The organism is Roseivivax sp. GX 12232 (genome assembly GCF_021272185.1).
Classification (GTDB): domain Bacteria; phylum Pseudomonadota; class Alphaproteobacteria; order Rhodobacterales; family Rhodobacteraceae; genus Roseivivax.
In genome coordinates this window covers 181,644-200,307 of record NZ_JAJSEC010000003.1, presented here as the reverse complement: position 1 = coordinate 200,307, position 18,664 = coordinate 181,644, and the positions used below count along the sequence as shown (strand labels likewise).

Here is an 18,664-nt window from a genome sequence, read left to right as displayed (position 1 = left end):
ACCCCGGCCCGGACCCGGGGTTTAGCTCGCCTGGTCGAGAATGGCGAGCACCTCGTCCTTGTCCTTGTCACGCTCGTTCTGGGTGCGCTTCAGCTCGCGCTCGAGCCGGCGCACCTCGCGGTTCTTCTGCGCCGCCTCGGCGCGGTGCTTGTGTTCGCGCAGCCATTCCCAGACGAAGCCCAGCATCAGCCCCGAGACGATGCCGAGAAAGATCACCAGGAACAGCGGCAGCGACACCGAGTGCTGCACGCCCAGAAGCTCGGCCAGGTCGCCGGGCAGGAGCTGCAGCGTGACCAACCCGCGATTGGCCAGCGCCACGGCGATCAGCACCACCGCCACGGCGGCAAGGAAGGCGTAACGAATGTATCTCATGTGGGCTCAGGCCTTTCCGTTCAGCCGGTCGCGCAGGAGCTTGCCGGTCTTGAAGAAGGGGACGTGTTTTTCCTCGACCTCGACCGCCTCGCCGGTGCGCGGGTTGCGCCCGGTGCGGGCGTCGCGCTTCTTCACCGAGAAGGCGCCGAAGCCGCGCAGCTCGACCCGGTCTCCGCGCGCCATGGCGCCGGTGATCTCTTCGAAGATCGTGTTCACGATCCGCTCCACGTCACGTTGATAGAGATGCGGATTCTCATCCGCGATCTTCTGGATCAGTTCCGATCGGATCATCCCTCATCCCTCCCAGGCACACGCAGTTGTCGCGTGTTTGTTTCCCACGACTATAGGGCGGGGCGGGCGAGCGCGAAACCAATTCCTGCCGGTTTTGGGTCGCGAATCCGCATACTTGGCGGAAATCGCGCCATGAGCGCGCCCCGCGGGCGCATGGGCGGCAAGGCCACCGGTCGGGGGCGGCGCCGGCGATTCGGCCAAGAAAAAGGCCCCGGTCGCGGGGACCGGGGCCTTTCTCGTGCGATGATCGCGGGGCGATCAGTCGTCGTTCTGCTTGAGCGCCGCGCCCAGGATGTCGCCGAGCGATGCACCGGAATCCGAGGAGCCGTACTGCTCCACCGCTTCCTTCTCTTCGGCGATCTCGCGGGCCTTGATCGACAGACCCAGGCGGCGCGACTTCATGTCGACGTTGGTGACGCGGACGTCCACCTTGTTGCCGACCGAGAAGCGCTCGGGGCGCTGCTCTGCGCGGTCACGCGACAGGTCGGAGCGGCGGATGAAGGACTTCATGCCCTCGTATTCCACCTCGATGCCGCCGTCCTCGATCGCGGTCACTTCCACGGTGACGATCGAGCCGCGCTTCACGCCGCCGGTCGCCTCGGCGAACTTGTCGCCGCCCAGTGCCTTGATCGAGAGCGAGATGCGCTCCTTCTCGGTGTCGGTCTCCTGGACCACCGCCTTGACCACGTCGCCCTTGCGGTAGTTCTGGATCGCGTCCTCGCCGCGCTCTTCCCAGGACAGGTCCGAAAGGTGGACCATGCCGTCGATGTCGCCCTCGAGGCCGATGAACAGACCGAATTCGGTGATGTTCTTGACCTCGCCTTCGACCTCGGTGCCCGGGGGGAACTGCTCGTCGAAGACTTCCCAGGGGTTGCGCATGGTCTGCTTGAGACCCAGCGACACGCGGCGCTTGGCCGGGTCGATCTCGAGAACCATGACGTCCACTTCCTGGGAGGTGGAGACGATCTTGCCCGGATGGACGTTCTTCTTGGTCCAGGACATCTCGGAGACGTGCACCAGACCCTCGACACCGGGCTCCAGCTCCACGAAGGCGCCGTAGTCGGTGATGTTGGTCACGCGGCCGGTGTGGACCGAGGACAGCGGGTACTTGGCGCCCACCAGATCCCAGGGATCTTCCTGCAGCTGCTTCATGCCGAGGCTGATGCGGTGGGTCTCGCGGTTGATCTTGATGACCTGCACCTTGACCGTCTCGCCGATCGAGAGGATCTCGGAGGGGTGGTTCACCCGGCGCCATGCCATGTCGGTGACGTGCAGCAGGCCGTCGACACCGCCGAGATCGACGAAGGCGCCGTATTCGGTGATGTTCTTGACCACGCCGTCGACCGCCTGGCCCTCTTCGAGGTTGGCGATGACTTCGGCGCGCTGCTCGGCACGGCTCTCCTCGAGGATGGCGCGGCGCGAGACAACGATGTTGCCGCGGCGACGGTCCATCTTGAGGATCTGGAACGGCTGCTTGAGACCCATGAGCGGACCGGCGTCACGCACCGGGCGCACGTCGACCTGGCTGCCCGGCAGGAAGGCCACGGCGCCGCCGAGGTCGACGGTGAAGCCGCCCTTGACGCGGCCGAAGATCGCGCCTTCGACGCGGGCGTCGTCGGCATAGGCCTTCTCGAGACGGTCCCAGGCTTCCTCGCGGCGTGCCATCTCGCGGCTGAGGACGGCCTCGCCGCGGGCGTTCTCGGCCGCGCGCAGATAGACCTCGACCTCGTCGCCGACGGTGATGTCCGCGGATTCGCCCGGGTTGGCGAATTCCTTGAGCTCGACGCGGCCTTCCATCTTGTAGCCGACGTCGATGATGGCCTGGCCCGCCTCGACGGCGATGACCTTGCCCTTGACGACAGAGCCCTCGTCGGGCGTGTCCATTTCGAGGCTTTCGTTCAGGAGGGCCTCGAATTCCTCCATAGATGCGTTCTGAGCCATGTGGCGTCTGGTTCCTTTACGTCATTCTATTCCGGCCGCGCGGTTGTCTCCGCCGGTCTTTGGGTTGGTCCTTGGCCCGCAAAACAAAGAGGGCCGGACGGGGCCGACCCTGCTCGCCTCACTCTTCGCTTCGCGGCGTTTGCGCCTTTTCGACGCGCGCGTGTCTACTCCCGGGAGGCGGCTTTGGCAAGCCCTGGCGGGGGTATACCCGCTTTGGGACGCCCCTACCCCTCCCCGCCATGGGCGGCGAAGAAGGCGCGGGCCTCGGGGTCGGGCTCGGTCCGCTGCGAGACGTTCAGCCGGTTCTTGTTCTTCCAGTTGGTGCTCACCCCCCGGCAGTGCAGGTAGCGCAGCCCCTTGGCGGGGAACCGCTGCAGAAGCGACAGCCGCTCAAGCGTGTGGATGTCCCAGCTCGCGCCGCCCAGCGGGCCCGAGGGATCGAGGCACCATTTCGTCGGGCTGGGCTTCGGCGGGCGGTAGCGGAAGTGGTGGTCCGCATGGGTGAAGGGCGCCGCGGCGTCGGGCGGCGGGCTCATCCATTCGCCGGCGATCTGCACGAAGCCCAGCCGCGCGGCGCGGGCGCGCTCGAAGACGTTGTCACCAAGGACGATCTCGTCGATGTCGGCGTTCAGCACCGCCCCGGCCCGGTCTAGCCCGCGCAGCCTCAGCGCGTTGAAGAGCGCGGTCTGGAGGTATTTCTCGGTGCGGCGGTAGGGTTTCAGCCCGACAGGCCCGTAGGGAAAGGGCGCCTCGAAGACCAGCGGCGTCACGCCCGCGCCCTCGAGCGCCGCACCGATCTCGGCGGGCGCGTAGCGGGTCGAACCGTTGTCGATCACCGCCACCGCCTCGAGCCCGTGCACCCGCCGCGTCAGCCGCGCGTGCTCGGCGATCCAGGCCAGGTCGTTGTCCTTGTTGATGCAGAAATGCACCCGCGCGCCGTCGATCCCGGGCAGCCCCGCCTGGGCGACCAGCGTGCCGCCCTGCCAATCGCCGATCTGCACCTCGATGCGGTCGGGCGCATGGGCGGCGGGGATCTCGAGCACCGCGTGCCGCCGGTAACGGCGATGCGCCCGGATCGAGGCGGGCTTGCCGTCGAGCCGGTAATCGGCCCCCAGAACCGCGCCGGCCAGGTTGTTCAGCGGCGGGCAGACCAGGTGCACCACGCCCTGCCGCCAGATCGCGTCGTACCAGAAGGTCTCGGCGTCGAAGCCCGCCTCGTAGCCCTCGGGCCGATAGGCGGGTTTGACCGCCGAGGCGCGGCGCAGATGCGCGGGAAAGGCCAGCCGGTGGAACTGCATCAGCGCGCCCTGCGGCCGCCCGCCCCTTCGATCGCCGCCACCGCGGCGGCCACGGCTTCCTCGACGCTGAGCCGGGTGGTGTCGATCTCGACGGCATCCTCGGCCGGGCGCAGCGGCGCATCGGCCCGGCCCATGTCGCGGGCGTCACGGGCGCGCACGTCCTCAAGGACCTTGTCGTAATCGACCTCGGTGCCGGCGGCGACATATTCCTGGAAACGCCGGCGCGCGCGGGTCTCGGGGGTGGCCACGACAAACAGCTTCGCCTCGGCCTCGGGGCAGATCACCGTGCCGATGTCGCGCCCGTCCAGAACCGCCCCGCCGTCGCGCCGGGCGAAGGCGCGCTGGAAATCCACCAGCGCGGCGCGGACCTCGGGGATCGCCGCCACCTTGGAGGCCGCCTCGCCCGCCTCGGGGCTGCGCAGACCCTCGGCCTCGAGGTCCTCGGGGCGGAGGTCGCGGGCGGCGGCCACGGGTTCCTCGCCCAGGAGCATCCGCTTGCCCACGGCGCGATAGAGCAGCCCGGTGTCGAGATGCGCGCAGCCGAAGAGCCGGGCGACCTCGCGCGAGATCGTGCCCTTGCCCGAGGCGGCGGGTCCGTCGATGGCGATGGTGAAGGCCATGGCGAGGCTCCTTCCTTCGGTCGGTGTCGCGGCGGGCGGCCTTAGGGCCGCAGGCCGCGCGCGCTGCGGGTCAGCGCGGCGCCAGGGCCAGGTCGGGGTCGTCGCCCGCGGCCTGCGGCAGCCCGTCGGTGATCTCGTAGTAAGCCCCCTTGTCGCCGCAGAAGATATGGCCCGCAAGCCTCAGATCCGCGGGCGCGGCATCGAGCGAGCCGGCCCAGAGCGAGACCCGCCCGGCGCTCCGCCAGAAGAGGTTCGACCCGCAGGTCGGGCAGAAGCCGCGCTCGGCCCGCGCGGAAGAGCGATACCAGCGCGCCTTGCCTGTGATGGTCACATGCTCTTCGCGGGCGGCGGTGGCGGCGACGAAATGGCCCGAGGTCTTGCGGCACATGACGCAGTGGCAGGCCACCACCGGGCGCAGGGGCCCGGTGACCCGGTAGCGCAGCGCACCGCAGAGGCAGGAGCCGCGCGCGACCTCGGCGCCGGATGCACTGGGCCCGCCCGCGCCGCTCATCGCGAGCGCTCGATCCGCGCGGCGCGGCGCGACCAGACCGACAGCAGGATCACCGCCGCGAAGCCCAGCTTGGCCAGGGTGAACCAGGCCGCGGGTGCCAGCGGCGCATCGGCCAGGGGCAGCGCGAGGATCGGGTCGGCGGGGCTCGAGCCGAAGCCCGTGGCGCCCAGGAGCAGGAAGTTCTCGCCCAGGTCGGCCAGCGTGAAGGCCAGCGGCAGAAGTACCCAGCGCCGCCCGAGCGGGCGCAGCGACAGCCCGCCCCAGAGCGCGAAGGCCAGGATGAAGAGCGGGTCCACCACCGCGAGCTGCAGGTGATAGAGGCGCGCGATCTCCGTGCGGCCCGCGATCTCGAAGCCGAAGACAGCGAGCTCGGTGGTGCTGTAGCCCCACCAGGCGGCCTGGGGCAGGAAGCCGCCGGTGACCTCGGGGGCGACCACCAGGAGGTTGTAGGCCGCCATGACCAAGAGGAGCGCCAGCGCGCTCCAGCCGAGGAAGGGGCGCATCATCCCTCTGCCCTCCAGATCGCGGCGCCGAGCCCCTGCATGAGCGGTTCGAAAACCGGGAAGGAGGTGGCGATCGGCCCGCCGTCGTCGACCGTGATCCCGTCGCGCGCGGCCAGGCCGAAGACCAGGAAGGACATGGCGATCCGGTGGTCGAGCCGCGAGGCGACCCGGGCGCCGCCGGTCACATCGCCGAAGCCGCGGCCCGTGACCGTCCACCAGTCCTCGCCCTCGGCGACCTCGATGCCATTGGCGCGCAGCCCCTCGGCCATGGCGTCGATCCGGTCGCTTTCCTTGACCCGCAGCTCCTTGACGCCGGGCATGTGGGTCTTGCCGCGGGCATAGGCCGCGACCGCCGAGAGGACGGGATATTCGTCGATCATCGAGGCGGCGCGCTCGGGCGGCACCTCGATGCCCTGGAGATCGGGCGAGAAGCGCGCGCGCAGGTCCGCCACGGGCTCGCCGCCCTCCTCGCGCTCGTTCTCGTAGGTCAGATCCGCGCCCATCTCGCGCAGCGTGGTGAATAGCCCCGCGCGGGTCGGGTTCAGCCCGATGTTGGGCACCAGCACGTCCGAGCCCTCGGTGATCAGCGCCGCGCAGACCGGGAAGGCCGCCGAGGAGGGATCGCGCGGCACCGCGATGGTCTGGGGCGCAAGCTCGGGCTGGCCGGTGAGCGTGATCACCCGGCCCTCGGCGGTGTCCTCGCTGAGGACCTTGGCACCGAAGCCCGCCAGCATCCGCTCGGAGTGGTCGCGGGTCGCCTCGCGCTCGATCACCACGGTCTCGCCGGGGGCGTTGAGCCCGGCCAGCAGCACCGCCGATTTCACCTGCGCCGAGGGCACCGGCGTGGCATAGCGCACCGGCACCGGCATCTCGGCGCCCTGGATGGTCATCGGCAGCCGCCCGCCCGAGCGCCCGAAGGCCCGCGCCCCGAAGAGCGCCAGCGGATCGGTGACCCGCGCCATGGGCCGGCCGTTGAGGCTCGCGTCGCCGGTGAAGGTGGCGGCGATCGGCGAGGTCGCCATGGCGCCCATGATCAGCCGCACCCCGGTGCCGGAATTGCCGCAGTCGATCACCTGGTCGGGCTCGGCGAAACCGCCCACGCCGACGCCCCGGATCACCCAGGTCTCGCCGTCCTTCCAGACCTCGGCCCCGAAGGCGCGCATCGCCGCCCCGGTGTCGAGCACGTCCTGGCCCTCGAGAAGCCCGGTCACCCGGGTTTCGCCCAGCGCCATGGCGCCGAGAATCAGCGATCGGTGCGAGATCGACTTGTCGCCGGGAACATGCGCCTCGCCGGTGAGCGGGCCGGAGGGTTTGGACTGCATCGGGATGGCTGGGCCGTGGCCGGACATGGGGGGCTTCCTCGCTGAGACTTGAGCGCGCTTTAGCAAGCCCGCGGGGCGGGGTCTATCCGTCGTGGTTGGGGGCGGGGGTGTGGGGGTGGTTTGGGGGGTGTGGTTGGGGCGGGTGTGGTGCATTCAGTGTCCTACGCTTTGCCTGGCGAGCGTGATGCACCGGATCGGTCTTCGAGCGCTTCTAGCCGGCATGATGCGGGTCTTGCTCGACGGACCGCGCGTGGCGCCGGGTGGGCCGGGGCGGAGGCGCGCCGGTGCCCGGCGCGCGAGGGGGCTCGCCGCCCCCTCTGCCGCCCGTGCCGGGCGGCATTCACCCCGCGAGTATTTTCGGCCCGGTCAGGCCTGAAGTGGGGGTGCGCCCGGAACGGCGCGGTCAGCCGCGGCAGGCCGAACGAGGGAGATCGGTCGGGCGCGGGTGGCGGGCGGTGGGGCTCTTCTTGCCGGGTTATGGGCGGTGCGCGGGGTGGCGCGGCCTGCTGCTGGAGGCCGAACCGGGGGACGGTGGGGCGCGGAAGGTGGGGCTCAATTTCCGGCCGAGGGGTGCCCGCAGGCGCCGGGCCGTGGAGCCCGCCTCCCGGCCGATTGACCGGGAGCGGGAAGGCGCGGGCGCGCGGTGTTTCACTGGGGACGCTGCAGCGTCCCGGCGGTGGTGCGATTCCCCGGCGGCCGCGCTCAGGTCTTGATGAAGGTCAGGTAATGCGGCGTGCGGCCTTCGCGCAGGGCCTTCTGCTCGTAGCGCGTCGAGAGCCAGTCGTCCCAGGGGCGGCGCCAGTCCTCGGGGCCCTCGGCCTGCCAGCGGAAGCCGGCGCGGGGCACCTCCTGCAGGGTCTGGCGCACGTAGTCGGGGATGTCGGTCGCGACCCGGAACTCGGCGCCGGGCTTCATCGCCCGGGCCAGCGGCTCGAGATGCTCCGGCGTCACGAAGCGGCGGCGGTGGTGCTTCTTCTTCGGCCAGGGGTCGGGATAGAGCAGGAAGCACTTGTCGAGGCAGTCCTCGGGCAGCACGTCGAAGAGGTCGCGCACGTCGCCGGGATGGATCCGCACGTTGCCCGCCGGGTTCTCGCGCAGCTTGCCGAGCAGCATGGCGACGCCGTTGATATAGGGCTCGCAGCCGATGATCCCGGTGCCGGGGTTGGCCAGCGCCTGGTGCACCAGGTGCTCGCCGCCGCCGAAGCCGACCTCGAGCCAGACCGGGCGGTCGCCGAGGGTCGCCTCGAGGTCCAGGGGCGCGCGCGCGGGATTGGCCTCCCAGTCGACGGCGCCGGGGGCGTAGCTTGCGAGATCCTCCTCGAGGTAGGCTTCCTGCGCGCGGCGCAGGCCCTTGCCCTTGAGGCGGCCGTAGAAGTTGCGCCAGGGGGCGCCGGAGGGATGCGATTTCGACATGACGCGGGCGGCATAGCGCCCCCGCGGGTTTTCCGCAACGGGCCTAGAGCAGCACCAGGAGTGCCAGGATCGACAGCGTCAGGAGCCCGATGCCGCCGAGCTCGCGCCGGGTGATGCGTTCGCGGAAGACCAGCGCCGAGACCATCATCGAGAAGATCAGCTCGATCTGGCCCATGGCCTGCACATAGGCGGCCTGCTGCAGGGTGAAGGCGCTGTACCAGCAGGCGCTGCCGGCCATGGAGGCGAGCCCGAGCCAGACGCCCTGGCGCCGCGCCGCCCAGACCGCGGCGAGCCCTGCGCGGTCGCGCAGGCCCATCCAGAGGGTGAGCGCGAGGCTCTGCGCCGCGGTCACGATGACCAGCGCCAGGAGCGCGCGGGACAGCGGATCCTCGGCGCCGATCGCCAGCGTGGCGCCGCGGAAGCCCACACCCGAGAAGGCGAAGAAGAAGCCCGAGCCGAGCCCCAGCGCCACCTCGCGCGGGCCGATCCGCTGCCACCAGCGCCCCGCGAGGCCCGGGGTTTCGGAGAGGAGCAGCACGCCGCCGAGACCCAGCAGGATCGCCAGCCAGCCGCCGGGCGAGACCACCTCGCCCAGGACGATCAGCCCCAGGATCGCGGTCTGGATCACCTCGGTCTTCTTGAAGGTGATGCCGACGGCGAAGTTGCGGGTCTCGAAAAGCGCCACGACACAGATCGTGGCGAGGATCTGGCCCAGCGCGCCGATGCCCGCATAGGCCCAGAAGGCAGGCGCGATCTCGGGCCAGGCGCCGGGCGCGGGCCCGAGGTAGAGCACGGCGGCGAGCGCCGCGAAGGGCAGCGCATAGGCGAAGCGCGCCAGCGTCGAGCCGGTGCTGGTGAGCCCGCCGAGGCTCAGCACCTTGTGCAGGGTGAAGCGCAGCGTCTGGAAGGCCGCCGCGCCGATGGTGAAGAGGATCCAGGGTTCCATCATCTCGCACCCCTTGGGGGCGGAGGCCGGCCGCGGGGCGGTCCGGCCTTGCCCGCGCCGTCAGTAGGGGAAGGGATGCGCGCGCCAGGCGGCGTCGAGCGCGGCGAGGCACTCCTCGGAGAGGGTCACATCCACCGCCCCGAGCGCATGCTCGAGCTGATCGAAGGTGGTCGCCCCGAAGATCGAGGAGGTCACGAAGGGCCGCGCCGCCGACCAGGCGAAGGCCATCTGCACCGGGTCGTGGCCGAAGTCGCGGGCGATCTGCAGGTAGGTCTCGACCGCCTCGAAGGCCCGGTCGCCCTTGCGCCCGCCGAGATCGCCGTTGATCGCCATGCGGCTGCCCTCGGGCAGCGCGCCGGCCTGGTATTTGCCCGACAGGAGGCCCGCGGCGAGCGGGGAATAGGGCAGGAAGCCCACCTCTTCGTGCAGGAGGACCTCGGCGAGGTCGGTGTCGGCATGGCGGTAGAGCAGCGAGTATTCGTTCTGCACCGACTGCATGCGCGGCAGGCCATCGGCCTCGGCGATGCGGTTCCAGGTCATCGTGCCCCAGGCGCTCTCGTTCGAGAGGCCCATAGCGCGGATCGTGCCGCGCGCGACCTGCTCGGCGGCCCAGCCCAGGGCATCGGCCATGTGCTGGCGCTCGGCGGCGGGGTCCTGCTGCCAGGGCGCGAAGCCCCACATCTTGCGGAAGGCATAGGAGCCGCGGTTCGGCCAGTGCAGCTGGTAGAGGTCGATGACATCGGTCTGCAGCCGCCTGAGCGAGGCCTCCAGCGCCTCGGTCATCGTGGAAGGGCTGATCGGCGCGCCGTCGCGCACCGCGGCGAGGCCCTCGCCCGAGACCTTGGTGGCCAGGACCCAGTCGCTGCGGCGGCCGGACTTGGCGAACCAGTCGCCGAGGATCTCCTCGGTGCGGCCCACGGTCTCGGCGGTGACCGGGTTCACGGGATACATCTCGGCGGCATCCATGAAGTCGATGCCGGCGGCGGAGGCGGCCTCGATCTGGCGGTGGGCGGTGGCGGCGTCGGTCTGGCTGCCGAAGGTCATGGTGCCGAGGCAGAAGGCGCTGACCTCGATGCCGGAGCGGCCAAGGGGGTTTCGTCTCATCGGGGGTCTCCTTTGTCGCGCGCGACCCTAGCGGCCCGCGCCCGGTCCGCAAGCCCTTGGTTGGGGGGAGTGGGCTGGGAGGCGGTGGGTTTGGATTGGAGGGCTGGAGGATGGGTGCCGGATTGGTTCAGCTTCAGGAGGCGCGGCCGGTAGCGCGGCTTTTGGAGCAGGTATGGGGTCAGGAGGAACGACGGGCGAGTCGGGGTGGCAGATGCCGCCATGGGGGCAGGTAAAGGCCAGTGAAGAGAAGGCGCGCTACCGGCAGCGAGTTCGTAAGCAAAGACAGACTCGCCCCTAGCCGTCCTGCGCCCCGACTCAGCTCCGCCCCCACACGCGCCTTCCCCCAAATTGCAGAACCACCTACTGCAACAGGCACCATTCCGCCCTCCGCCCCTTGCAACAGAGGGTGCGCGGCGGACCGGGGGCCGGCGCTGCTGAGGTCCGAGCTGCGCACTTTATGGCAGAAAGGTCAGGGCTAGGGGTGAGCTATCCGCACCATCCACAAGAGCGCCGGCCCATCGGGCCGGTCCGGCGCGCGCCCGGCATCTTCGATGCTGTTCGGGCGCAAGGGGGGAAGACGTCGCGGAGGGCGACTTTGGATGATGTTGGGGAGAGCGGCGCGCCTCGGAACAGCGGGGCGCCACGATCGGGAACCCTTCGCGTCTCGGCATCTGCGCCCCACTCCGGCGGAGCACCTCAGCCCTCACCCCACCAAGCTCACCCCCTCAACCCCTGCCCCACGTCCGCGGGCGCCACGGCGACCGTCTTCATCACCGCGTAGCAGGCGCGGCCGGGGACCAGGCCCAGGGCCTCGGCGCTGCGCTGGGTCACCCGCGCGAGGATCGTGTCGCCGCCGAGGTCGAGCTGGGCGACCATGCCCGGCCCCTCGCCGCGGCGGATCGCTTTGACCGTCGCGGGCAGCACGTTCAGGGCCGAGATCCCGCGCGGCGGCTCGGTCGCCACGATCACGTCCTGCGCCAGGATCCGCACCCGCAGCTCCGAGCCCGGCGCCGCCTCGATGCGCGGCAGGTAGAGCCGCCCGCCGGCGGCCTCGAGCGTGGTCAGCCCGTCGGCCTCATGCCCCGCGACCCGGGCGGTCAGCACCGCCCCGGCCTCGCGCAGGCCCATGACCGATACCAGGTCCGGGTCCGACAGCAGCGCCCCGATGGGGCCCGATTTCAGCACCCGCCCGCCCTCGAGCACCACCAAGTGCGTCGCCAGCCGCGCCACCTCGGAGAGGTTGTGGCTGACGTAGAGGATCGGCAGGCCGGTCTCGGCCCGCAGGCGCTCCAGGTAAGGCAGGATCTCGCCCTTGCGCGGCGCGTCGAGCGCCGCCAGCGGCTCGTCCATGAGCAGCATCCGGGGCTCCGACAGAAGCGCCCGGCCGATCGCCACGCGCTGCGCCTCGCCGCCCGAAAGCGCCCCGGGCCGCCGGTCGAGAAGCGGGCCGAGCCCCAGAAGCTCGGTCACATGGGCCAGGTCCCCCTCGCCCCGCAGATGCCGCGCGCGGCGGCCGTAAAGCAGGTTCTGCCGCACGTTCAGATGCGGAAAAAGCCGGCTTTCCTGGAAGACATAGCCGAGCCGCCGCCGGTGCACCGGCAGGTCGCGCCGCCGCTCGGCATCGAACAGCAGATCGCCGTTGAGCGCGATGCGCCCGGCGTCGGGCCGCATCAGCCCCGCGATGGCATGCACTAGCGAGGTCTTGCCCGCGCCCGAGCGCCCGAAAAGCGCCGTCACCCCGTCGGGCGCCTCGAAATCGAGGTCGAGGCCGAAGGCGCCGAGGCGCTTTTTGATCGCGACGGAAAGCGTCATCGCCCGGCCACCCGCCGCGCGACCCGCCGCGCCAGCCACTCCGAGACGAAAAGCGCCCCGAGCGACAGCGCGATGGAGATCACCACCAGCGTCATCGCCGCGCCCTCGCCGCCCGGCACCTGCAGGAAGGCATAGATCGCGGTCGGCACGGTCTGGGTCTGGCCTGGGATGTTCGACACGAAGGTGATCGTGGCGCCGAACTCGCCCATGGCCTTGGCGAAGGCCAGGACCGCGCCGGCGATCACCCCGGGCAGGATCAGCGGCAGGGTCACCGTGGCAAAGACCCGTGCCCGCGAGGCCCCGAGCGTCGCCGCCGCCTCCTCGAGGCCGGGGTCCACCGCCTCGATCGCCAGCCGGATCGCGCGCACCAGGAGCGGAAAGGCCATGATGCCCGCGGCCAGCGCCGCCCCGGTCCAGCGGAAGGCCAGGCTGATGCCGAAGACCGCCTCGAGCGGGGCGCCGAGCCAGCCCTGCCGCCCGAAGCTCAGAAGCAGCAGGTAGCCGGTCACCACCGGCGGCAGGATCAAGGGCAGATGCACCAGCCCGTTCAGAAGCCCGTGGCCCGGGAAGCGCCCGCGCGCGAGCAGGTAGGCCACCGCCAGCCCCGGCGGCAGCGCCACGAGCGTCGCCCAGAAGGCGACCTTGAGCGAAAGGCGCACCGCCTCCCAGGCTTCGGGTCCGAGGCTCTCCATCCCTTCTGCCGATACCCTAGTCCGGCACCGGCGGGAAGCCGTGGCGCCGGTAGATGGCCTGGGCCTCGGGCCCGGCGAGCCAGTCCAGGAAGGCCGCGGCGGCCTCGGGGGCGCGGGCGGAGCGGGTGACCGCGGCCGGGTAGCGGATCGGCGGGTGGCTGGTCTCGGGGAAGACCGCGAGGGCTTGCACCCGGGGCTCGGCCCGGGCGTCGGTGGCATAGACCACGCCCAGGGGCGCCTCGCCGAGCGCCACCAGCGCGAGCGCCGCGCGGACGCTGTCGGTCTCGGCCAGCCGGGGGGCGAGCCCCTCCCAGAGGCCCAGGCTCTCGAGCGCCGCCCGGGCATAGAGCCCCGCCGGCACCGCGTCGGTCAGCGCCACCGCGAGCCGCCCTTCGGGGCCGAGCCGCTCGAGGATCGGGGTGGTCCGGGTGACCTCGGGCAGGTCTGCGCTTTGGGTGGCGGAGGGGTCCGATGCCGTGTCACCCCCCTGCCCGCCGGGCGCCTCCGCCGCGTCACCGAGCGCCTCATCCGGCCCCGCGCCATGGCCGATCAACACCAGCCGATTGCCGAAGAGCACCTGCGGCGCCCCCGCCAGCGCGCCCTCGCCTTCCAGCCAGTCCATCCAGCCCGGATTGGCCGAAACGAACAGATCCGCCGGGGCGCCCCGGGCGATCTGCCGGGCGAGCGTGGCGCTGCCCGCCGGGGCGACGCGGATCGTGACGTCCCGGGTCTCGGCGTAGCGCGCCGCCGCGGCTTCCAGCACCTCGCGAGTCGAGGCGGCGGCAAAGACGGTCAGCTCCGCCCCCCGCGCCGGCAGGCCGGCACCGAGGATCATCAGGAGTAGAAGCGGCAGAAGGCGCATCGGCGGGTCCGGCTCCGGCAGGGGTCCTGCGCCCATGGGTGGCATGCGGCCGGCCCGCCCGGCAAGCCGCCTTTGGTCGCTGCCCTGTCGCGTCGCACTTGAGAACAAAATAGGAACACGCTACATTTGAGCCCATGCCCGACACGCTCCTTGCCCGCAAACCCCAGACCGCCGCGCCGGCCCTGACGCTTGTCGGGGACATCCGCCTGACCGAGGGCCGGGTGCACGAGGCCTGCGGGCTTGGCCGCCATGCCTTCGCCGCGGCGCTGGCCGGGCGCTGCACGGGGGCGGTGGTCTGGATCGGAGACGCCGAGGCCGCCGGGCTCGCCGCCGAGGGGCTGGCGCCCTATTGCGACCCCGGGCGGCTTCTCTTCGTGGCCGCGCGGCGCCCGGCCGACCGGCTCTGGGCGCTGGAGGAGACGCTGCGCTCGGGCGCCACGGCGCTGGCGGTGGCCGATCTCGATGCGCCGCCCGCGCTGACCCCGGTGCGGCGCCTGCAGCTCGCCGCCGAGGCCGGCAGCCAGGGCGGGCTGCGCCCGACGGGGCTGTTGCTGACCCCCGATCCCGGCGGCGCGGCGGGGGTCGAGAGCCGCTGGCGGCTGACCCCGGAGCATGCGCCCGCCCGGACCCGCTGGCAGGCCGAGCGGCTGCGCGCCCGCATGGCCCCGCCCCGCGCCTTCACCCTGTCCCGCGGCCCCGGCGCGCCCGCGAACCCGGCTTGGTCAGCGACGCCCTACTCTTCCTCCTCCACCGCGTAGTCGCGGAAGAGCGCGCTTTGCGCGAGGAAGAACAGGAACAGCGCCGCGGTCAGGCCGAAGGTCTTGAAGTAGACCCAGCTCTCGGTCGACATCGTCCGCCAGACCAGCTCGTTCAGCAGCGCCAGCGCGAAGAAGAACCCGCAGAGCCGCTTCGTCAGCTTCATCCAACCGGCCTCCTGGAGCGGCATCAGCCCCTCCATCAGCGAGCGCAGGTAGCTCTGCCCGCGCATCAGCCCGATGCCGAGAACACCGCCGAACAGCAGGTAGATCAGCGTCGGCTTCATCTTGAAGAACCGCTCGTCGTTGAGCCAGACCGAGAGCCCGCCGAAGACCACGATCAGCACCGCGGTCACGAGCTGCATCCGGCTCAGGTGCCCGGTCAGCGCCCAGAGCGCCGCGGTCGAGGCCAGGATCACCGGGATGAAGCCCGCGGTGACCACGATGAAGCCGTCGTATTCCCTGCCGCCGATGGTGAAGACCTCGTCCTTCAGCCAGAGGTAGGCCGCGAAGAACAGGATCACCGGGCCCAGCTCCAGGGCCGTCTTCACTAGCGGGTTGACCTCGCGCCGGTCGCTCATCTTCGTCCTCACTTTGGTTTCCGGGGGATATGGGGCGCTCAGCCGCCGAACTCAACGATGACCGCGCCAAGCGCGATCAGGGTCATCAGGAAGATGCGCCGGGGCCCCACCGTCTCTTTCAGGACGATCCAGCCGATCAGCGCGGCGAAGACCGTCGAGGTCTCGCGCAGGACCGCCGCCTCGCCGACCTTGTCGAGCCGGGTCGCCAGCATGATCGACCCGAAGCTCAGGAAGGCCACCATGCCGCCGATCAGCCCGCGCAGGGCCAGCGGCCCGGGCGGCGGCGGATCGGGCATCCGCGCGTAACGGAAAGCCGCGAAGATCGGCATGGCGATGCCGTCGATCATGAAGAACCAGGCCAGGAAGGTGAAAGGATCGGCGGTCGAGCGGATGCCGAAGGCGTCATAGGTGGTGTAAAGCGCCACGAAGAGCCCGGTCGCCACCGCGAAGGCCAGGGCCGGGCCCAGCGTCGCGCGGCCCTGTTCGAGGAAGATGTAATTGTAGACCGCGAGCCCGAAGATACCCGCCATGAGCACGCCAACGCCCAGCCATTGCATCGGCGCGAAGGTCTCTCCGAAGAGAAGATAGGCGCCGATCACCGCGAAGAAGGGCGAGCTGCCGCGCACCACCGGATAGACCACGGTATAGGCCCCGCGGGTATAGGCCAGCGCCTGCAGGATCTTGTAGACCGTGTGGATCGCGAAGGCCCCGGCAAAGATCGGCCACATGTGCGGCTCGGGCCAGGGCACGAGGAACAGCGCCATGGGCGCGGCCATGAGCCCGTAGGAGATGTCGATCGCCCCGCGCGAGAGCCAGGGGTCGTGTCGGCCCTTCTGCAGCGCCCCGAAGACCGCGTGCAGGAAGGCCGCGAGCAGCGCCAGCGCCATGGCGAGGTGATGCCCCGCCTCGGTGCCCTCGAGCGAGAGAAGCCAGGCGCTCATGGGCGCATCCCGGCGGTTGGGGCGGCGCCGCGGCCCGTCCCGAAGCCCGTCCCGCGCAACCGCGCGCACGGGGCGCGCGTTGGGCCCGCGTCAGACCCGCAGATCCCCGAGGAGGCCCAGATGCTCGACCTTGTGCGCACCGAACTGCTCACGACCTTTGCCGCGACCTCGCTGCCCGCGGCGCTTTTCCGGCTCATGGCCGCGGCGCTGCTTGGCGCGGTGATCGGCTGGGAGCGCGAGGCCCATGACAAGCCCGCGGGCCTGCGCACGCATATCCTGATCTCGATCGCCGCCTGCCTGTTCACCCTGATCGCCTTCGACCTCATGGCGCTGGACGAGAAGGCGGCGGGCGATGCGCTGCGGGTCGATCCGATCCGCGTGATCGAGGCGGTGACCGCGGGCGTGGCCTTCCTCGCGGCGGGCTCGATCATCACCCAGGGCGCGCAGGTGCGCGGGCTGACGACCGGCGCGGGCATGTGGATGGCGGGCGCCGTGGGGCTCTCCTGCGGGACCGGCAACGTGCCGCTGGCGGCGCTGGCGACGACGCTGACCGTGGTGGTGATGTGGCTCCTGCGGCGCTTCGTGCGCGACACCCTGCAGGAGCGCTGAGCCCGCCCTGTCGCGCGCCCGGGCGCCTGGCCCGCCGCGCCTGCCGGCAGGGCCGCGCCGCTCACGGCAGCGTCCGCGCCATCCCGGTGCGGATCTCGAAGCCGAAGCGCTTGTAGAGCTCGAAGGCCCCGGGGTCCGCGATCAGGCTCAGGTGGCAGGAGGCCGGCAGCTCGGCCTCGGCCCAGGCCATGAGCCGCTCCAGCACCCCCGTGGCGATGCCCTGGCCGCGAAAGCCCGGGTCGGTGGCGATGTCCACGACCTGGGCGAAACAGCCGCCGTCGCCGACGATCCTTCCCATGCCGACCAGCCGCCCGCGGCTGCGCACCGAGACGGCGGCCAGCGAGCCCTCGAGCCCGCGCGCCGCTGCGCCCGGCGCGCGCCGCCCGAGCCCGGCGAGCCGGCGCAGCTCGGTGTATTCGCCCACGGCGGGCACCTGGTCGGACCAGGTCAGGCTCACGCGCCCACCCCGGTCAGGGCCGCGGCGAACTCCTCGGGGTCGAAGGGCGCCAGGTCGTCGATCTGCTCGCCCACGCCGATGGCGTGGATCGGCAGCCCGAAGCGGTCGGCCAAGGCCACCAGCACGCCGCCCTTGGCGGTGCCGTCGAGCTTGGTCATCACCAGCCCCGAGACATCGGCGAGCTTCTGGAAGGTCTCGACCTGGTTCAGCGCGTTCTGCCCGGTGGTCGCATCCAGCACGAGGAGCGTGTTGTGCGGCGCGTCGGGATCTTTCTTGCGGATCACCCGGACGATCTTTTCCAGCTCCGCCATGAGGTCCGCGCGGTTCTGCAGCCGCCCGGCGGTGTCGATCATCAGCAGGTCGGCGCCCTCGGACTGGGCCTTGCCCATGGCGTCGAAGGCGAGGCTTGCGGGGTCCGAGCCCTCGGGCGCGGTCAGGACCGGCACCCCGGCGCGGTCGCCCCAGACCTGCAGCTGTTCGACCGCCGCGGCGCGGAAGGTGTCGCCGGCGGCGATGACCACCGATTTGCCTGCGGCGCGGAACTGGCTGGCGAGCTTGCCGATGGTGGTGGTCTTGCCCGAGCCGTTCACGCCCACGACCAGCACCACCTGCGGCTTCGAGGGATAAAGCGGCAGCGGCTTGGCCACGGGCTCCATGATGCGGGCGATCTCGGTCGCCAGGAGCTCCTTGATCTCGCGCGAGGAGAGCCGCTTGCCCATGCGCCCCTCGGCCATGTTGGCGGTGACGCGCAGAGCGGTCTCGACGCCCATGTCGGCGGCGATGAGCAGCTCCTCGAGGCTTTCGAGCATGTCGTCGTCGAGCGCCCGGCGGGTCTCGCCCGGAGTGTCGCGCCGCCCGAAGAGCCGCGAGAGCATGCCGCCCTTGGGCGCTTCGGGTTCGGGCGCGGGGGCGGCCGCCTCGACGCCGATCGGCGCGGGGCCCGCGGGGGCGGGGTCGCTGCGGGGGGTGTCGCTTTGAAGGGCGGCGTCGTTATGGGCTGCGGGTGCGGGGGCGTCGCTCTTGGGCGGTGCCGTGTCGGCAGGCTTGGTGCTTGCAGGGCGTGCCTCGGGCGCGGGCGTCTGGCTCTCCGCCCGCGGCGCGGGTGCAGTCTTGGCCGGCTCCTTTGCGTCAGGGCGCGGCGTCGGTGCCGGGTCGCTCTCGGGGGCCTGCGGCGCCTCTTCGGACGTCGGCCTCGGCTCGGGCGCTTTATTCTCGGGAGCCTCCGGGCGCGGAGCGGCTTCGGGCGCGGGCGCCTCGGGGCGGGTCTCCGGGGTCTCGGGCTCTGGCGCGGGAGCCTCGGTCTGCTCTGCGGGACCACCGTCGCGCGGCGCGGGCTCGGACGGCGGGGTATCCTCGGACGGACGGGGGGCTTCCTCGGCGCTCTCGGGCGCAGGCGGCGTCTCGGCGGGCGCCTCTGCAGCCCCCGTCTCCGGTCCGGCCTGCCCGGCCTGCCCCTCACCCTCCCGGCGGGTCTCCGCCTCGGGGGCCTCCGGCTCGGCGCTGCCGCCCTCGGCGACAATCGCGTCGAGCCCCTCCTCGAGCTTCGAGGAGGATTTGAACAACCGGGATTTCAGCTTGCCGAAAAAGGACATCTGAGGGGGGCCTCGCGCGCTTCCAGACCCTTTTCACCTATC

General features: G+C 71.5%; 20 protein-coding genes. 2 read left to right on the top strand and 18 right to left on the bottom strand.

All coding sequences use genetic code 11. From position 1 onward, the window contains the following. Positions 1–21 precede the first annotated feature (21 nt). From LR948_RS07380 to modA, 14 genes are all read right to left on the bottom strand, one after another. Positions 22–372 carry a LapA family protein gene (locus LR948_RS07380; RefSeq protein ID WP_232753352.1) on the bottom strand — a complete coding sequence of 117 codons (351 nt, stop codon included), beginning with the start codon at positions 370–372 and terminating at the stop codon, positions 22–24. A gap of 6 nt (positions 373–378) precedes the next feature. Then, positions 379–663 (bottom strand): integration host factor subunit beta, encoded by a 285-nt coding sequence (gene ihfB / locus LR948_RS07375; RefSeq protein ID WP_232753351.1) that lies wholly within the window; start codon positions 661–663, stop codon positions 379–381. A gap of 258 nt (positions 664–921) precedes the next feature. After that, entirely contained in the window at positions 922–2,604 is a 1,683-nt protein-coding gene (gene rpsA / locus LR948_RS07370; RefSeq protein WP_232753350.1) for a 30S ribosomal protein S1, read from the bottom strand. A 224-nt stretch (positions 2,605–2,828) separates the two neighbouring features. Then, positions 2,829–3,902 (bottom strand): hypothetical protein, encoded by a 1,074-nt coding sequence (locus LR948_RS07365; RefSeq protein ID WP_232753349.1) that lies wholly within the window; start codon positions 3,900–3,902, stop codon positions 2,829–2,831. After that, positions 3,902–4,522 carry a d(CMP) kinase gene (locus LR948_RS07360; protein WP_232753348.1) on the bottom strand — a complete coding sequence of 207 codons (621 nt, stop codon included), beginning with the start codon at positions 4,520–4,522 and terminating at the stop codon, positions 3,902–3,904. The genes LR948_RS07365 and LR948_RS07360 overlap by 1 nt, the downstream gene beginning before the upstream one ends. 70 nt (positions 4,523–4,592) lie before the next feature. Continuing rightward, positions 4,593–5,033: a GFA family protein gene (locus LR948_RS07355; RefSeq protein ID WP_232753347.1), complete on the bottom strand. Its 441-nt coding sequence runs from the start codon at positions 5,031–5,033 to the stop codon at positions 4,593–4,595. Further along, positions 5,030–5,539 carry a hypothetical protein gene (locus tag LR948_RS07350; protein WP_232753346.1) on the bottom strand — a complete coding sequence of 170 codons (510 nt, stop codon included), beginning with the start codon at positions 5,537–5,539 and terminating at the stop codon, positions 5,030–5,032. The genes LR948_RS07355 and LR948_RS07350 overlap by 4 nt, the downstream gene beginning before the upstream one ends. Beyond that, positions 5,536–6,885, bottom strand: a complete 1,350-nt coding sequence (gene aroA / locus LR948_RS07345) for a 3-phosphoshikimate 1-carboxyvinyltransferase (protein WP_232753345.1) — start codon at positions 6,883–6,885, stop codon at positions 5,536–5,538. Before aroA ends, LR948_RS07350 begins: the two co-directional genes overlap by 4 nt. A 675-nt stretch (positions 6,886–7,560) precedes the next feature. Continuing rightward, positions 7,561–8,271, bottom strand: a complete 711-nt coding sequence (locus LR948_RS07340; protein WP_232753344.1) for a tRNA (guanosine(46)-N(7))-methyltransferase TrmB — start codon at positions 8,269–8,271, stop codon at positions 7,561–7,563. 43 nt (positions 8,272–8,314) lie between these two features. Then, a complete protein-coding gene (locus LR948_RS07335; protein WP_370634906.1) occupies positions 8,315–9,220 on the bottom strand; it encodes an EamA family transporter in 906 nt (301 codons plus the stop codon). A gap of 57 nt (positions 9,221–9,277) precedes the next feature. Then, entirely contained in the window at positions 9,278–10,321 is a 1,044-nt protein-coding gene (locus LR948_RS07330; protein WP_232753343.1) for an aldo/keto reductase, read from the bottom strand. Positions 10,322–11,038: 717 nt separating this feature from the next. Continuing rightward, positions 11,039–12,133 (bottom strand): molybdenum ABC transporter ATP-binding protein, encoded by a 1,095-nt coding sequence (gene modC / locus LR948_RS07325; RefSeq protein WP_232753342.1) that lies wholly within the window; start codon positions 12,131–12,133, stop codon positions 11,039–11,041. Beyond that, positions 12,130–12,825, bottom strand: a complete 696-nt coding sequence (modB, locus tag LR948_RS07320) for a molybdate ABC transporter permease subunit (protein WP_232753341.1) — start codon at positions 12,823–12,825, stop codon at positions 12,130–12,132. The genes modC and modB overlap by 4 nt, the downstream gene beginning before the upstream one ends. Positions 12,826–12,841: 16 nt before the next feature. Next, entirely contained in the window at positions 12,842–13,723 is an 882-nt protein-coding gene (gene modA / locus LR948_RS07315) for a molybdate ABC transporter substrate-binding protein (RefSeq protein WP_232753340.1), read from the bottom strand. A 98-nt stretch (positions 13,724–13,821) separates the two neighbouring features. Here modA and LR948_RS07310 point away from each other — a divergent pair, with 98 nt between their 5' ends. After that, positions 13,822–14,445: an ImuA family protein gene (locus LR948_RS07310; protein ID WP_232753339.1), complete on the top strand. Its 624-nt coding sequence runs from the start codon at positions 13,822–13,824 to the stop codon at positions 14,443–14,445. Here LR948_RS07310 and LR948_RS07305 read toward each other — a convergent pair. Together LR948_RS07305 and LR948_RS07300 are read right to left on the bottom strand one after the other, a co-directional pair. Next, a complete protein-coding gene (locus LR948_RS07305) occupies positions 14,421–15,023 on the bottom strand; it encodes an inner membrane-spanning protein YciB (protein ID WP_232753338.1) in 603 nt (200 codons plus the stop codon). The genes LR948_RS07310 and LR948_RS07305 overlap by 25 nt on opposite strands. A gap of 38 nt (positions 15,024–15,061) precedes the next feature. Next, the gene (locus LR948_RS07300) at positions 15,062–15,964 is read right to left on the bottom strand and encodes an EamA family transporter (protein ID WP_232753337.1); all 903 of its coding nucleotides are present in this window, start codon (positions 15,962–15,964) and stop codon (positions 15,062–15,064) included. A 120-nt stretch (positions 15,965–16,084) separates the two neighbouring features. Here LR948_RS07300 and LR948_RS07295 point away from each other — a divergent pair, with 120 nt between their 5' ends. Then, the gene (locus LR948_RS07295) at positions 16,085–16,573 is read left to right on the top strand and encodes an MgtC/SapB family protein (protein ID WP_232753336.1); all 489 of its coding nucleotides are present in this window, start codon (positions 16,085–16,087) and stop codon (positions 16,571–16,573) included. A 61-nt stretch (positions 16,574–16,634) separates the two neighbouring features. On the opposite strand, the gene LR948_RS07290 is transcribed toward LR948_RS07295, so the two are convergent. Together LR948_RS07290 and ftsY are read right to left on the bottom strand one after the other, a co-directional pair. Next, entirely contained in the window at positions 16,635–17,030 is a 396-nt protein-coding gene (locus LR948_RS07290; protein WP_232753335.1) for a GNAT family N-acetyltransferase, read from the bottom strand. After that, positions 17,027–18,622 carry a signal recognition particle-docking protein FtsY gene (gene ftsY / locus LR948_RS07285; RefSeq protein WP_232753334.1) on the bottom strand — a complete coding sequence of 532 codons (1,596 nt, stop codon included), beginning with the start codon at positions 18,620–18,622 and terminating at the stop codon, positions 17,027–17,029. Before ftsY ends, LR948_RS07290 begins: the two co-directional genes overlap by 4 nt. Between the last annotated feature and the right edge of the window lie 42 nt (positions 18,623–18,664).

What these genes read in the sequence shown, in the direction of transcription:
- LR948_RS07380 (WP_232753352.1), bottom strand. Translation starts at nt 372, where the DNA reads ATGAGATACATTCGTTACGCCTTCCTTGCCGCCGTGGCGGTGGTGCTG.
- ihfB (WP_232753351.1), bottom strand. Translation starts at nt 663, where the DNA reads ATGATCCGATCGGAACTGATCCAGAAGATCGCGGATGAGAATCCGCAT.
- rpsA (WP_232753350.1), bottom strand. Translation starts at nt 2,604, where the DNA reads ATGGCTCAGAACGCATCTATGGAGGAATTCGAGGCCCTCCTGAACGAA.
- LR948_RS07365 (WP_232753349.1), bottom strand. Translation starts at nt 3,902, where the DNA reads ATGCAGTTCCACCGGCTGGCCTTTCCCGCGCATCTGCGCCGCGCCTCG.
- LR948_RS07360 (WP_232753348.1), bottom strand. Translation starts at nt 4,522, where the DNA reads ATGGCCTTCACCATCGCCATCGACGGACCCGCCGCCTCGGGCAAGGGC.
- LR948_RS07355 (WP_232753347.1), bottom strand. Translation starts at nt 5,033, where the DNA reads ATGAGCGGCGCGGGCGGGCCCAGTGCATCCGGCGCCGAGGTCGCGCGC.
- LR948_RS07350 (WP_232753346.1), bottom strand. Translation starts at nt 5,539, where the DNA reads ATGATGCGCCCCTTCCTCGGCTGGAGCGCGCTGGCGCTCCTCTTGGTC.
- aroA (WP_232753345.1), bottom strand. Translation starts at nt 6,885, where the DNA reads ATGTCCGGCCACGGCCCAGCCATCCCGATGCAGTCCAAACCCTCCGGC.
- LR948_RS07340 (WP_232753344.1), bottom strand. Translation starts at nt 8,271, where the DNA reads ATGTCGAAATCGCATCCCTCCGGCGCCCCCTGGCGCAACTTCTACGGC.
- LR948_RS07335 (WP_370634906.1), bottom strand. Translation starts at nt 9,220, where the DNA reads ATGATGGAACCCTGGATCCTCTTCACCATCGGCGCGGCGGCCTTCCAG.
- LR948_RS07330 (WP_232753343.1), bottom strand. Translation starts at nt 10,321, where the DNA reads ATGAGACGAAACCCCCTTGGCCGCTCCGGCATCGAGGTCAGCGCCTTC.
- modC (WP_232753342.1), bottom strand. Translation starts at nt 12,133, where the DNA reads ATGACGCTTTCCGTCGCGATCAAAAAGCGCCTCGGCGCCTTCGGCCTC.
- modB (WP_232753341.1), bottom strand. Translation starts at nt 12,825, where the DNA reads ATGGAGAGCCTCGGACCCGAAGCCTGGGAGGCGGTGCGCCTTTCGCTC.
- modA (WP_232753340.1), bottom strand. Translation starts at nt 13,723, where the DNA reads ATGGGCGCAGGACCCCTGCCGGAGCCGGACCCGCCGATGCGCCTTCTG.
- LR948_RS07310 (WP_232753339.1), top strand. Translation starts at nt 13,822, where the DNA reads ATGCCCGACACGCTCCTTGCCCGCAAACCCCAGACCGCCGCGCCGGCC.
- LR948_RS07305 (WP_232753338.1), bottom strand. Translation starts at nt 15,023, where the DNA reads ATGAGCGACCGGCGCGAGGTCAACCCGCTAGTGAAGACGGCCCTGGAG.
- LR948_RS07300 (WP_232753337.1), bottom strand. Translation starts at nt 15,964, where the DNA reads ATGAGCGCCTGGCTTCTCTCGCTCGAGGGCACCGAGGCGGGGCATCAC.
- LR948_RS07295 (WP_232753336.1), top strand. Translation starts at nt 16,085, where the DNA reads ATGCTCGACCTTGTGCGCACCGAACTGCTCACGACCTTTGCCGCGACC.
- ftsY (WP_232753334.1), bottom strand. Translation starts at nt 18,622, where the DNA reads ATGTCCTTTTTCGGCAAGCTGAAATCCCGGTTGTTCAAATCCTCCTCG.